The sequence below is a fragment of the Haloimpatiens myeolchijeotgali genome, from assembly GCF_042688525.2.
GTDB lineage: Bacteria > Bacillota > Clostridia > Clostridiales > Clostridiaceae > Haloimpatiens.
The window spans coordinates 1808115-1822844 of sequence record NZ_JBHWAB010000001.1; the positions used below are offsets into that span (position 1 = coordinate 1808115).

General features: G+C 28.1%; 12 protein-coding genes and 1 pseudogene. 11 read left to right on the plus strand and 2 right to left on the minus strand.

Annotation, left to right across the window (positions count from 1 at the left end; genetic code table 11):
- Positions 1-14: 14 nt before the first annotated feature.
- The 3 genes from ACFIJ5_RS08125 (at position 15) to ACFIJ5_RS08135 (ending at position 3813) form a co-directional block, all read left to right on the plus strand.
- Positions 15-395 carry a RidA family protein gene (locus ACFIJ5_RS08125; protein ID WP_379805876.1) on the plus strand — a complete coding sequence of 127 codons (381 nt, stop codon included), beginning with the start codon at positions 15-17 and terminating at the stop codon, positions 393-395.
- A gap of 85 nt (positions 396-480) precedes the next feature.
- On the plus strand, positions 481-1818 hold the full coding sequence (locus ACFIJ5_RS08130) for an amidohydrolase (RefSeq protein WP_379805878.1): 1338 nt from the start codon (positions 481-483) through the stop codon (positions 1816-1818).
- Between the two features lie 27 nt (positions 1819-1845).
- Complete coding sequence (locus ACFIJ5_RS08135) at positions 1846-3813, plus strand: alpha/beta hydrolase family protein (RefSeq protein WP_379805880.1); 1968 nt, start codon at positions 1846-1848, stop codon at positions 3811-3813.
- A 371-nt stretch (positions 3814-4184) separates the two neighbouring features.
- On the opposite strand, the gene larD is transcribed toward ACFIJ5_RS08135, so the two are convergent.
- Together larD and larA are read right to left on the minus strand one after the other, a co-directional pair.
- Positions 4185-4895, minus strand: coding sequence for a D/L-lactic acid transporter LarD (gene larD, locus ACFIJ5_RS08140; RefSeq protein ID WP_379805882.1), 711 nt, complete (start codon positions 4893-4895; stop codon positions 4185-4187).
- Positions 4896-4919: 24 nt separating this feature from the next.
- Positions 4920-6203, minus strand: coding sequence for a nickel-dependent lactate racemase (larA, locus tag ACFIJ5_RS08145; RefSeq protein ID WP_379805884.1), 1284 nt, complete (start codon positions 6201-6203; stop codon positions 4920-4922).
- 491 nt (positions 6204-6694) lie between these two features.
- On the opposite strand from larA, the gene ACFIJ5_RS08150 reads away from it, so the two are divergent.
- The 8 genes and pseudogenes from ACFIJ5_RS08150 to ACFIJ5_RS08185 all read left to right on the plus strand — a co-directional run bounded on the left by ACFIJ5_RS08150 (position 6695) and on the right by ACFIJ5_RS08185 (position 14495).
- Positions 6695-7351, plus strand: coding sequence for a Crp/Fnr family transcriptional regulator (locus tag ACFIJ5_RS08150; protein WP_379805886.1), 657 nt, complete (start codon positions 6695-6697; stop codon positions 7349-7351).
- Between the two features lie 338 nt (positions 7352-7689).
- Positions 7690-8499, plus strand: a complete 810-nt coding sequence (locus ACFIJ5_RS08155) for a class I SAM-dependent methyltransferase (RefSeq protein ID WP_379805888.1) — start codon at positions 7690-7692, stop codon at positions 8497-8499.
- A 290-nt stretch (positions 8500-8789) separates the two neighbouring features.
- Complete coding sequence (locus ACFIJ5_RS08160; RefSeq protein ID WP_379805890.1) at positions 8790-9455, plus strand: response regulator transcription factor; 666 nt, start codon at positions 8790-8792, stop codon at positions 9453-9455.
- Entirely contained in the window at positions 9452-10468 is a 1017-nt protein-coding gene (locus ACFIJ5_RS08165; RefSeq protein ID WP_379805892.1) for a sensor histidine kinase, read from the plus strand. The genes ACFIJ5_RS08160 and ACFIJ5_RS08165 overlap by 4 nt, the downstream gene beginning before the upstream one ends.
- 91 nt (positions 10469-10559) lie before the next feature.
- Positions 10560-11321, plus strand: a complete 762-nt coding sequence (locus ACFIJ5_RS08170) for an ABC transporter ATP-binding protein (protein ID WP_379805894.1) — start codon at positions 10560-10562, stop codon at positions 11319-11321.
- The gene (locus ACFIJ5_RS08175; protein WP_379805896.1) at positions 11314-13536 is read left to right on the plus strand and encodes an FtsX-like permease family protein; all 2223 of its coding nucleotides are present in this window, start codon (positions 11314-11316) and stop codon (positions 13534-13536) included. The genes ACFIJ5_RS08170 and ACFIJ5_RS08175 overlap by 8 nt, the downstream gene beginning before the upstream one ends.
- Positions 13537-13568: 32 nt before the next feature.
- Positions 13569-14006: pseudogene (locus tag ACFIJ5_RS08180) on the plus strand (IS1595 family transposase); the annotation flags it as partial.
- A gap of 141 nt (positions 14007-14147) precedes the next feature.
- Positions 14148-14495: a TIGR04076 family protein gene (locus ACFIJ5_RS08185; RefSeq protein WP_379805898.1), complete on the plus strand. Its 348-nt coding sequence runs from the start codon at positions 14148-14150 to the stop codon at positions 14493-14495.
- The last annotated feature ends 235 nt before the right edge of the window (positions 14496-14730 follow it).

Here is a 14730-nt window from a genome sequence, read left to right on the forward strand (position 1 = left end):
TTGGAGGATTTGATATGAAAAAGAAAATAATTAATACAAAAAATGCACCAAGTGCTATAGGACCATATTCACAAGCTGTAAAAATAGGTGATTTAGTTTATACATCAGGTCAATTACCGATAGATAATTCAACAGGTAAACTTATTAATGATGATATTAAAAAAGCAGCAGAAATGTCATTGAAAAATGTCAAAGCAATACTTGAAGAGGCTGGAACATCTTTGGATAATGTTATAAAAACTTTAGTATTTGTTAAAGATATGGATGATTTTGCGGCAGTAAATGAAGTTTATGGACAATTTTTTACGGATAATTATCCTGCCAGATCTTGCTTTCAGGTTGCAAAACTTCCTAAAGATGCTTTGGTTGAAATTGAAGTTATTGCTACTTTGTAATTCTTATTAATGAATTAACCTCCAATTATAAGGAGGTTAATTTATTACATCATATACAATTTAAATAGAAATAAGAGGTGTAAATATGGACAAGAATATGATTAAAGACAAACTATATAAAAGTATTTTAAAATCTAAAGATGATATTAAAAAAATAGGTGATGAAATATATAAAACGCCTGAAACAGGTTTTAAGGAATATATAACACAAAAAATTGTATTGAAGGAATTTGAAAAGTTAGGATTAAAGTGTCAACAATTAGAAAATATCCCAGGAGTTAAAGCAACAATAGATACTGGCAAAGAAGGACCAAGTATAGCTTTAATTGGCGAATTAGATGCTGTACTGTGTAGTCAGCATCCAGATAGTAATAATGAAACAGGAGCTGTGCATGCATGTGGTCATAATATAATGATAGCAGATATTATTGGAGCAGCAAAAGGAATTTTAGATTCAGGAATATGTGATGAATTAGTTGGAAAGATTCATTTTATAGCGGTTCCTGCTGAGGAATATTTAGAAATGGATTTTAGAAGTGATTTAATTAAAAAAGGAATTATAAAATATCCAACAGGTAAAGTTGAACTTTTGCATAGAGGTTTTTTTAATGATGTGGATATATGTGTCATGATTCATGCTATGCCTGGAAATTATAAAATAGGCTTAGAATCAGGTAGTAATGGTTTTATTGCAAAAAAAATAAGATATATAGGAAAAGCAGCACATGCTGCATCAGCTCCACATAATGGAATAAATGCTTTATATGCTGCTAATATTGGTATCATGGCTGTAAATTCTATTAGAGAAACCTTTAAAGAAGAATCATGTTTAAGAATTCATCCTATAATGACTAGGGGAGGAGATGCAGTAAATGTAATTCCTTCTGATGTTCATATTGAAACTTTTATAAGGGGCAGCAATATTCATGATGTTGTTGAAGTTAACAAAAAAGTTAATAGAGCATTAGTTGGTGGTGCAGTAGCAGTTGGAGCAAAGGTTGAAATAGAAGATACTCCTGGAATGTTTCCTTTTGTAGTAGATAAAGAATTAACTTCTATTGCTAAAAATGTTGGTTTGAGTTTAGTACATGAAGAAGAAATCACTACTTTTTCTCCAAGTAAAGGTTCAACAGATTTAGGAGATATATCATCAGTAATGCCTGCTATAGAAACATGTATAGGATGTCTTGATGGTGGATTACACAGTCCCGATTATAAAATAAATGATTATGATACTGCATATGTGTTAGGAACTAAATTTTTAGCAGGTATGGCAGTGGAATTGTTATATGAAAATGGTAGACAAGCTAAAACTATTATTAATGAGTATATACCAATTTTTAAGTCAAAAATGGAATATTTTCAATATGTGGATAAATTGTTTTCAAAAAACATTTTTCCTAAAGTTGATTATATGAAGTAATTTATATTTATAAAAGAGGTGCTGGTAATGCATAATATCAAAATAGAAGATTTATGTAAATTTAAGTTTTTATCGAATATACAATTTGATTCAAAGGGTAATAATGGGTGTTTTATAGTCCATGAGGCTAATACTGATAGAGAAAAGTATGATTCTAATTTGTGGATATACACTGGAAACAATAAAGAATGTTATCAATTAACTAATTTTGATAATGAAAATAATTTTATATGGCTATCTGATAATAAACATATTCTTTTTTCAACTGTAAGAACTTCTGAAGATAAAAAGAAAATAGCAGCTGGAGAAGAATTTACTCAATATTATAAAATAAATATTTATGGTGGGGAAGCTAAAAAGGCTTTTAGAATAGATAGAAAAGTAAAAAAAGTTATGCAGCTTGATGAAAATAATTATGTTTTTGTTTCTACGTATAATTTTAATAAAGCTCACATGGAGCATAAAGTTGAAGCAGATTATGAAGTTTTAGATGAGATTCATTTTTGGAATAATGGAGAAGGGTTTACTAATAAAAATAGAAATCGTTTATATATTTATAATTCTTATACTAATAAACATGAAGCATTAACAGATGAATATATGAATGTTGAGAGTTTTAATATAAATAAAGATAGAAACGAAGTAATATTCATTGGACAGAGATATAAAAATAAAATGGAAGTGAAAAACCATATTTATATATGTGATTTAGATAGTAAAAAAATAGAACAGATATCTTCTGATGAAAGATTTTTATATAGTTATGCTAATTTTATTGAAACTAACAAGGTTATATGTACTGGAAGTGATATGAAAAAATATGGAGATAATGAAAATCATAAATTTTATTTAATCGATTTATTTTCAAAAAAAAGAGAATTATTAACACCAGATTTTGATTGTAGTTTATGGAATACCATAGGTTCGGATTGTAGATATGGAGCATCACCTACTATGAAAATATATGGTGAACATCTTTATTTTATAACAACTGAGGGGTCATGTTCATATTTAAATAAAATAGATTCAAAAGGTAATATTGAAAAAGTTATAATGGGAAGTGGTTCAGTAGATGCCTATGATATTAAAAGTAATAAAATTTTATTTATAGGGTTAAGAGGAAAAAGACTTCAAGAAATTTATGAATTTGAAGATAACAAAGAAAAGCGGATTAGTCAATTTAATGAATGGGTACAAAATGAAAGAAAAATAGCTTCGTTAGAAAAAATTACTGTTAAGTCAGCAGCAGGGATTGAAATAGATGGATGGGTAATGAAACCAGTTGATTTCGATGAGAATAAGAAATATCCTGCTATATTAAATATACATGGTGGTCCTAAAAGTGCCTTTGGAGAAGTATTTTTTCATGAAATGCAGTATTGGGCAAGTAAAGAATATGTAGTGTTCTTCTGTAATCCAAGAGGTAGTAATGGTAAAAATGATGCTTTTTCTGATATAAGAGGTAAATTTGGAACAATAGATTATGATGATTTTATGAAATTTACAGATGAAGTTTTAAAAAAATGTTTTTATATAGATAAAGAAAGAGTTGGGGTAACGGGTGGTTCTTATGGAGGCTATATGACTAATTGGATTATTGGTCATACAAATAGATTTAAAGCAGCTGTATCTCAAAGAAGTATTTCAAACTGGATTACAATGTTTGGAACATCAGATATTGGATACTATTGGGTAGAATATCAAAATGCTGCAACACTGTGGAGTGATATTACAAAATTATGGGACTGTTCTCCACTAAAATATGCAAATAATGTTACAACGCCAACATTATTTATTAATTCTGATAGAGATTTTAGATGTTTTTATGCACAAGGCTTAGAGATGTTTACAGCACTTAAATATAATAATGTTGAGTCTAAATTTTGTATGTTTAAAGATGAAAACCATGAATTGAGTAGAAGTGGTAGACCTAAACAAAGAATTGGAAGGTTAAAAGAGATTACTAAGTGGTTTGATAAGTATTTGAAATGCTAAAAACTTATTTAAAGTATATTTAGAGTTTAATGAATAAAAAATATAAAGTACCCCATAAGATAGACTTTTTTATTATCTTATGGGGTACTTCTTAAAATAATATATTCAACTTTCGCAGTAAAAAAATACTGCTTAGCGAAGGGAAATGATATATTGCGTAAGAAACATTTGAACAAAGTTTACAAGTTCTTAGCTTTACGAATTTGAAAAAAGTTATTTTTTAATTACTGATTCCTACGGAATATTAATTAAAAAATCTTTTTTCAATATGAGTAAAGCTTAGAACTTGTTACTGAAGTGAAAGGTTTCTAAGCAAGATATCATTTCCCGTAGCGGCTATTTTTCACCTGCGAAAGTTGAGTAATATAGTATTAAACACCAAAATAAAAATGTACAAATACTGCGGCTAAAGCAGCACCAACAAAAGGTGCTATACCTGGTATTAATAATCCATATTGCCAATCATTATTAGCTTTATTCTTTATTGGTAATATTTGAAATGCAAGTCTTGGACCTAAATCACGAGCTTGATTCATTGCGAATCCAGTAGGACCACCGAGTGCCATACCTATTGCCCATACTAAAAGGCCAACGCCTATTGGTAACATACTTTCATTTTTTATTGCTATTGCTAAAGTAGCTGTTATGAATATAAAAGTAGCGAACATTTCCACAAAAAAGTTTCTTGGTAAATTACGGATAATTGGGTTAGTAGAAAAAATATTTCTAACAGCAATTGGGTCCACTTCACCTTCACTAGCTTTGAAATGGTCAGCATACATTACATATACAATTAATGCACCAACAAGAGCACCTAAGAATTCTGCTATGCAATAAGGAACAAAATAAGACCAAGGAATCATTCCTAACATGCTTTGTGCTAAAGCCATAGCAGGATTAATACATACACCTCCAAAAACAAATAGAGCAATTGTAATTCCAAAGCCCCATGTTGTAATAGCAAATAAATGTCCACTTCCACGATATTTAGTATTTTTCAATACTTCATCACAATGTACTCCTACACCAAATATAATCATAAGTGCAGTACCTAAAAATTCAGCAACTAAATGTTGAAACATTTTTTTTCCTCCTTTGTATTTATCCTAGTTATTAGAATTAACAATAACGCTTAATCCATCAGGGATTACTGCTACTTTTGCATCTTTTCCTTTTAATTCAAAAGCACGTTTTAATGCTTCATCAATAGTTTTGGCAATTTCCATATGTAAACCAGTAACTATTGATGGATCTACTAAATCAGAAACCATAATAACTTTATGATGAACTAGAATTCTAGCTAAAATCTGAGATGTCCATTGTTCAGGTAAAGTTTTTAATCTAGGAGTTTTAACTGCTAAATCTAAAAATTCTTTTGGATCTTTCACATTGGCTAGATTATCATAGAAAGCTTGTCCGCCATGGCCATCTTTACATCCAGCAACCATAATGATTACTCCATCTTCTTTTAAAGTTGCTTCAGCAGCAGTCATTCCTTTAACTGCTTGATAAATATTTTGATCAAGAGGATATCCACCATTTGTAGAAATAGCTATATCACAATCAACTTTATTTACACCAGCTAAACTATTTACAAATTTACAACCTTCTAAATGGGCTTTTTCTAAATTACCAGCAAATGATCCAATAATTTTATGTTCACCGTTTAATACTACATTAATGATAAAAGCTAATTTTGCAGTTTTTGCAGCGTAAACCATATCTTCATGAACTAAATTGTGACATAAGTTTCCAGTACGAGAATTTTTATTATCAATAAATTCTCCACTGTGGTTTGCCATAATTGTTTTATATGAAGCAATGCCAGGTAATACTGATTTTCTACCACCAGAGAATCCTGCAAAGAAGTGTGCTTCTATAAATCCTTCTGCTAAAAGCAAATCAGCTTCAGCAGCAATTTTATTTATGATACATTCTCCACCACTTGGTAAAGTTCCGATTTTTTTCATAGATGAATCATCTGTAGAAATATGCATTACTATTTCTTCGTTATCAACAATTTCTTGTCCATATTTAGCAATTAATTCTTCTTTTGTACTTGGTCTATGGAAACCTGTAGCAACTAAAATACGAATACGTGCATCAGGAGATACACTGCGAATTCTTCTTAGTAAAATAGGTGTAATGATACGAGAAGGAACTGGTCTTGTGTGGTCACTACTAATGATTACAATATTTTTTTTGCCTTTAGCTAATTTTTCTAAAGAAGGGCCGCCTATTACATTATCTAATGACTTTTCAACAATTTCCTTTTCTCCTTCTTTACATTGATAAGTTCCTTGTTTTGATTCTAATAAGCCGGCAAAATTTTTTTCTTCTAATTCAACGTCAACTGTTTTGGTATCGTATGGTAATTTGAATTTTAACATAATCTCTATTCCTCCTTTTTTTTTAACGTTAATTAGTGTAAATTAAAATGGAATATGATAAAATATCATATGATGTTAACAAATGTTAACAAATGATGTATTAACTTGTATAATTCAGCTGTTTTCTTTAAAAAAATAATTTATTTTGACTTATTTTGCTGAAAATACTCATAAATATTTAAAATTATGTAATTCAACTTTCGCAGGTGAAAAATAGTCGCTACGGGAAATGATATCTTGCTCTGAAACATTTCACTTCAGTAACAAGTTCTAAGCTTTACTCATATTGAAAAAAGATTTTTTAATTAATATTCCGTAGGAATCAGTAATTAAAAAATGACTTTTTTCAAATTCGTAAAGCTAAGAACTTGTAAACTTTGTTCAAACGTTTCTTACGCAATATATCATTTCCCTTCGCTAGACAGTATTTTTGCCCTGCGAAAATTGAGTTATGTAATTAACTAAATTATTAAGATATAGGGGGCCAGATTTTGGATTCAAAATTTTTAATCAATTTTTTAGAAATACACAATACACCAATTATTACTAAAAAGCATCATACGTATTTGACTTATTACGGATTAGAACAACAATATACTTATGTTTTAAAAGAGGGAATAATTAAAACAAGTATTATTTTGAAGGATGGACGTGAGTTTAATATTTCTTATATTTGTGTCCCAGATATTATTTCGCTATTAAGAGATGAAGTTAGTAAGTATACATCTTCACCGTTCAATGTGCGAGTTGAATCTGAAGAAGCAATTTTTTATAAAATTCCACGAGTTACATTTTGGGAATATGTAAATAACAATGAAGAATTACAAAAATATGTAAAGGATTATTATAGATGTAAGTTATCAGAAAGCATACGTAATCAGCAAATTATGACTATGAATAGTAAAAAAGGTGCAGTTTGTGCGTTTTTATATAATTTAATTAATAAGTTTGGGAAAAAACAAAAAATAGGATACTTGATTAATTTTCCAATAACTAATGAAGATATTGCAGGATTCTGTGGAGTTTCAACTAGAAGTAGTGTAAATCGTATTCTTCATGAATTAAGAAAAGAAAAAATAATTGATATTGTAGATCAAAGAATATATATATTAGATTCTCAGTATTTATTTGGCTTTGTACTCTATTGAGCTAACAAATAATATTATTATGTTCTAAGTAGTAATAAGGAGATAATGAGATATTTAGTAACTCAACTTTTGCAGGTGAAAAATAGCTGCTGTGGGGAAATGCTAGACAGTATTTTTTTACTGTGAAAGTTGAATTAGTAATAAATTAGATAAAACAGAAATGATTGACATGATGTTTTTAAGAGAGTATAATGAGAACGAATTTCAATTTCAATGGCAGATAAAGAGAGATCAGCGTTGAATAGAAGCGAGAGTTTAAATTGGAAAATTTGTTTATTTTGCGTGAAATATAATAATTCATTATGATACAAAAAAATTAAATAGGGAGGTTTAATTATATGAATAAGGAAAAGGTCAATTATTTAAACTGGGTACCTATAAAGATAATTTATTTTATATTGGCAGTAGTAGTGATTTCATTATTTTTTATGATTTCAAGTTTTATGAAACTAAATGTATTTTCTGAGTGTGCAATAATTCTTTTATGGTGTATTCGAATTATAAGTACTGTGATTTTTGGAGTGTCTGTTTATTTTTTTATTTTGCTTGGAAAGGCAAGGCATATGTTTTCCTATACAGCAGGAAGAGTAGCAGATAAGATTTTGGAATATGTTTTAAGTTGTTTAAAATGGGATGGTAATGGCAAATTATTAGATATTGGTTGTGGAAGTGGTGCATTAAGCATAAAATGTGCAAAAAAATATTCGCAATCTAAAATTATTGGAATTGATTATTGGGGAAATGAATGGGATTATAACAAGAAACAATGTGAAATTAATGCAAAAGCTGAAGGTGTGTCTAATGTTCATTTTCAAAAAGGTGATGCGTCATGTATATCTTTTAAAACAGAAAGTATGGATGCAGCAGTCAGCAATTTTGTTTTTCATGAAGTAAAAAGTTTATCAGATAAAAAACTTGTTATAAAAGAAGCTTTAAGAGTTTTGAAAAAGGGGGCGCCTTTTGTTTTTCATGATCTGTTTTTTGATGAAAAATATTATGGCACGGAAAAAGAATTAAGAACTTTTTTAAAAGAATTAGGACTTAAAGAAGTAAAATTAGAAAAGACAGAGGAACTGAAATTTATACCAAGAAGTTTGGTAAAGCCAGTTTTATTAAAGGGAATAGGAATAATTTATGGTATAAAATAGAGTGCATAAATACTTAAATATATCAATAAAAAAAGGAAAAACATAAAAACAGCAGGAGGTTTAATTTAGCCACTGTTGTTTTTTATTAACTCAACTTTCGCAGTTGAAAAACAACCGCTGCGCTAAGTAGTATTTTTATCCTGCGAAAGTTGAGTTATTAAGAAAGAATATAGGATTAAATTTTTAAGTAACAATAGAAAAAAATTTTGTAACTATATTATTAGACAGTATTGAAGCTAGGTGATAATATAATCATATTAGAGTTAAAAGATATAAAGCAGGTGATATAGATGAAAATAGTGGTAGTTGAAGATGATTTAACGGTAGCTGAAGAGTTGGAAGTTATTTTAGAGAGCAATGGATATGAAGTTCAGTTAATCAAAGATTTTACAAATGTATTAATGGATATAAAAACAATTGAACCGGATTTAGTTCTATTGGATATTAATTTGCCTCATCAAAATGGATTTGAATTATGTAAACAACTTAGAATTTACTCAAAGGATTTACCTATTATTATGGTTACCAGTAGAGACTGTGATATGGATGAATTGAAAGGTATTGTGATAGGAGCAGATGATTATATTACAAAACCATATAATATACCAGTCCTATTGGCTCGAATAGGGCTGGTTTTGCGTAAGAGTAAATCAGATCAAAGCAATACAAGATTAGAAGTAAAAGGAGTAGTTTTGAATGTGGACAAGGCAATATTAGAGTATAATGGAAATAAAATTGATTTGACCAAAACAGAATTTAGAATACTAAATTACTTATTTAAACGTCCTGGAAAAATCATCTCAAGAGCAGATTTAATTGATAATCTTTGGGATTACCAAGTGTATGTTGATGACAATGCATTAAGCATTCATATTAATAGAATTCGTAAAAAATTGAAAGATGAAGGAATAGAAAATTTTATTATAACTAAGCATGGGCAGGGTTATATGATATGAGTTTAAACAAATATTTGAAAGATAAGATTACAGCTATTTCTTTGAATATTATTTCTATGATTGGATTAAGTTTATTACTTGTTAATTCACATATAAGTATTGATACTATATTTATAATATTAGCATTATGGATTGTAATAATTATGTTTTATTATGGATTAGACTATAAGAAAAGAAAACATTATTTTGAGAAGTTAGAAAAAGATTTATTTTCATTGGAAGAGCGGTATTTAATTTCAGATATCATGAAAAAGCCTAATCAATCCGATTATAGGGAATTTTATAATATATTGAAAGTAACAAACAAATCTATGCTTGAAAAAGTGGGTATTGTGGAAAATGACCAAAAAGATTATCGTGAATTTATAGAAAAATGGGTTCATGATATTAAAACACCTATTACTGCAATTCAATTAATTTGTGAAAATAACAAGTCAAAGATGACTCGGAAAATAAAAATGCAATTGGAACATATTGAATATGCTACAGAACAAGTTTTATATTATGCGAGAAATGAGGAATTGGAAAAAAATTATTATATTAAAGAAACTTCTATTTATGAAATTATTCACTGTGCTATTGCGAAATGTAAGGAGCGTTTAATTATAAATAAAATGAATGTTGAAATTATTGGTGAGGATCAAAATGTATATACTGATAAAAAGTGGATGGTATTTATTTTAGAGCAGCTTATTAATAATGCTATTCAATATAGGAAAGGTGATGGAAATATAAAATTTACTGTTATTCACAAAGAAAATAAAATCCAATTAAACATTGAGGATAATGGTATAGGAATTCCAAAGGAAGATTTAAATCGTATTTTTGAAAAGGGGTTTATTGGAAAGAATGCTCAATTAAATGTTAAATCAACAGGTATAGGACTTTATTTATGCAAAAATTTATGTGTAAAGCTTGATTTGAAAATAGAAGTGGTTTCTGAAGTTCATAAATATACTAAGTTTATTCTTTCATTTCCAATAGATAAAACTCTATTAAATTTAACAAAATAGTAAATCTTTCAATATAGAAAGATTTATGAAATACAGTTCTATATATTTTTGTCTCTCTTCTTGATATTATTAAGTCAGGAGGTTGGATGTTATGGAGAAAATCTTAAAAATAAACAATGTACAAAAATTTTATGGAACATCAAGAAATGTTATAAAGGCAATTAATAATATATCTTTTGAAGTGTGTGAAGGAGAATTTGTTGGAATTATGGGAGCTTCTGGTTCAGGAAAAACAACGCTCTTAAATTGTCTTTCAACTATAGATACAGTAAGTGCAGGTCACATATATGTGAAAGATCAAGATATTACTGAGATTAAAGCTAAAAAGTTAGCTAAATTTCGCAGGGAAAATTTAGGATTTATTTTTCAAGATTATAATTTATTAGATAATTTAACTGTGTTTGAAAATATAGCCATGGCTTTAACTATAAATAAGGTTCCAACAAGGGAATACAAAAAAAGAATCTATGAGCTTTCTGAAAAATTAGGAATAAATAATATATTGGACAAATATCCTTACGAAATATCAGGGGGACAAAAACAAAGATGTGCTTGTGTGAGAGCTCTAATTAATAATCCAAAGATAGTATTAGCAGATGAACCAACAGGTGCATTGGATAGTAAGTCTTCATCTATATTATTAAAGACTATGGAGAAAATGAATGTAGAATTAAATTCAACTATTTTAATGGTAACTCATGATGCATTTTCTGCAAGCTATGCAGAAAGAATATTATTTTTAAAAGATGGGAAAATTTTCACCGAAATTAACAAAGGGGATAAATCTAGAAGAGAATTTTTTAATGATATTTTAGAAGTAATGGCTGTACTTGGAGGTGATGAGGATGTATAAGAAGTTAATCCTTCAAAACAGCAAAAAGTCAATGAAAGACTATTTAATTTATATTTTAACATGTACTTTATCTGTTGGGATGTTGTATGCTTTTTTATCAATTACTAGTTCTTATTATAAGACTAATTTACCACCAGAATTTAATTTGGATTCATTACATAGAAACTTAAGGTTGCCACTTATTGCTGTGGCATTTCTACTTATATTTTTAATTCGCTATGTAAATCAGTATATGTTAAATAAAAAAAAGAAAGAATTTGCACTACAAAGTACCCTTGGAATGGAATCTCGTTCTATAAGTGGATTATTTTTTTTAGAAACTTCACTTATGGGAGCTATTGCTATTTTTTTTGGAATTATATTAGGGGCTTTTCTTTCACAAATTGTATCTATGATTGTAATGAATTCATTTAATGGTACATTTAAAATACAAAATTCTATTTATCCTGATACTATATTAATTACGGTTGTATCTTTTATGATTTTATTCTTTTTAGTTGGATTAGGCAATGTAAGGGAAATTAACAAATTAAAGATTATTGAAATGTTAAATGATACAAAAATTATGGAAAGTAATAAAAAACATAAATCATCATTATTAATTTATGTTTTTCTAATAAGTGAAGTTGCTTTTTTATTATTATCTGTTTTAACTTTTATAAAATTATATGATACAAGATTTAGCGTTGGAGTTAAAATTACTTATTATGGTTCTATGTTTTTGCCCATTATTACTATTGTTTTTTATTTGATTTATCATATGTTGAAGAAAAAGAAGAAGCATATTTTAGATTTTGAAATTATAGGGACAATATTTGGATTTATAAGCTGCGTATTTGGGGTTTTATTATTTGGAGTAGTTCAAGGATTAGATGAGAAGCTATTACCTAATGATAGAACTATGTATTTGTTAATACCTACTATTTTGTTTATATTAACTATATTTATTTTTTATCAGGCTGTTTCAAAATATATAAATTTTATGAAAGTGAAATCTGAACATTTTTATCTTAAGAATGTGTTTTTGCTTGGGCAACTAAATGCAAAAGTAAATAGAAATTCTATAAGCATGGCAATTATTACGTTAACATTGTTTGGAGGAATTTTAACCCTTTGTTTGTCAACTCTTATATCAGGTTGGGCAATGGGATATTTAGAAACTAGAGCGGTATATGATGTAAGTGTAGATAGTTGCTATAAAGATATTTATAAGAAAGAACAATTACCTAAAAAAAATCATTCTTTTGATTATTTAGATAGAATTGTATTACAGAAAGGATATTCTATTAATCAAAAAATAAATGTACCTTTATTTTTTATACACGAAAATCATTTTTGGAAAAGAAATAAGTATGAATTTCCTATACTAGCTATTAAAGAAAGTGATTTTAATTTAATGGCTAAATCGCAGGATTTACCATCTATCAAACTAAAGAAAAATGAATTTGCAGTACAATGGTATAAACTTGCAAGAAATAGCGATATAGAGAGTTTTAATGATAAAAATAAAAGTATTATGGTTGGAAAGAAAAAGTTAACAAAATTGAAAAAAGGAGATTTTCACTATAGATTAGGGGACATGATATATAATAAGTATACAAATTGTGTAATTATTATTCCAGATGAAATAACAAAAAATTTAATGGTAGCAGATATATGTTATTTCATGAATATAAATTCTAAGTTAACTTATAAGGATGCAATTTCTATTGAAAAAGAAGTAAAAAAGGCTTTTCTAAAAGATGATAGTTTCCCTAAAGAAAATGTAGATATAAGACTAAAAACATTACAAGCAAATAGTAGTATACAAGCTAGTATAATGATTAAGCTTATAATGACTTATGTAGGAGTTATACTTCTCATTATATGTTTTACTGTGTTGTCATTACAACAACTTTCTGATTCATCAGAACACAAATACAGATTTAATTTATTATATAAATTAGGTATGGATACAAGCTCTATAAGAAGGATTATTTTGAAACAAATGGGTATATGGTTTGGTTTGCCTGTTATTATTTCAATATTATGTTCTAGAATAGTATTATGGAGGTTTGTCCATAGCGCTTATTCAGAATTAAATGCTTATGTGGGAATGAGCCGTGTAAATTACGAATTATTGGTAACTTATGGTATAATAGCGATTTTAATAATTATTTATTTCTTGTTTACTTGGATACTATTTAATAGAAATATAGAATTGGAAGATAGTTAAAAGTGCAAGGCTCAAAAGTACTTTCCCTGATATCCTTAGATAAATGGCTTAGGTATGCTAAGTGTATGTTAAATAGTTATTCCATAAGAAAATCAGCAGAAGAAGTAGAAATTAATATTGCAACTGCTTTTGATAGGCAAGGTAATTTAATTATAGAGTTATTATGCATAGGCAGGATGACTTCTAACGAATTGGAACATAAGAGAATTAAAAGAGGTAGACATAAAGAGGATATATACCATATTCAACACATCAACAGCCTTCACTCCAATTTAAAAGGATGGATGATTAGGTTTAATGGAGTTGCAACAAAATATCTAAATAACTACCTTAAATGGAATAAGTGGATAAATACATTTAGCACAGATAAAGAAACTGTAAAAACTAAAAACTTGATAGTTCACAGTAATATACCTCATAGTTATACTATGGTAAAGGATTTTAAGAGAAGAAAACCGATATTTGTGTAAATTCAATTTTATTTACATAATTACTGGAATTATAATCCATAAATTATGTATAATAAGAATATAAAGTATTGAACAATCGTATTATTATGCGAGTGAGTTGTTTATTAAACTGTTCGATAAATTAGAATTTGGAGGTTAATCATGAAAAAATGGTATGATGAGGAGTACGAATTTGAAATTGAGGTAACTGGGTTTCTTCGCAGTGACCATACAGAGCGGTACTGCCGAAACGGCGAGGAAGTGGGGGATAAGTATACCTGCACCTATGGCTGTCCCATAAATTCGGATGGACAGGGTATCTGTTCCAAGGTTATGATGATTATGTTCCCAATCATGGAGTCGGTCAGAAGTGGCGGAGATTTAGAGAATATTGGCGGCAATGATAAATATAGCAAGGACATTGTATGCCCAGATGGCTGCGTCATGTTCAGGCTGACGGCAAAGAAACTTGACAATGAGAATTTTTATAAGGGAAAGTTTTTTGATTAGTTTTGATTTTTATTGTGCTCAGTTTGAAGATAAGCCGAAATATATAAATTCCAATTTATCAATTAGAATTTATGAACATATACGTTCTATTATCAATATTGGTTTAAAACAAAGCCTTTATATAAAAACAGATTCGATTATGATGATAGAAAAGCTATAAATGTGATATTATTAAAATGAGAAAAGGTATTATTTAATTACTCAACTTTCGCAGGTGAAAAATAACTTTTTTCAA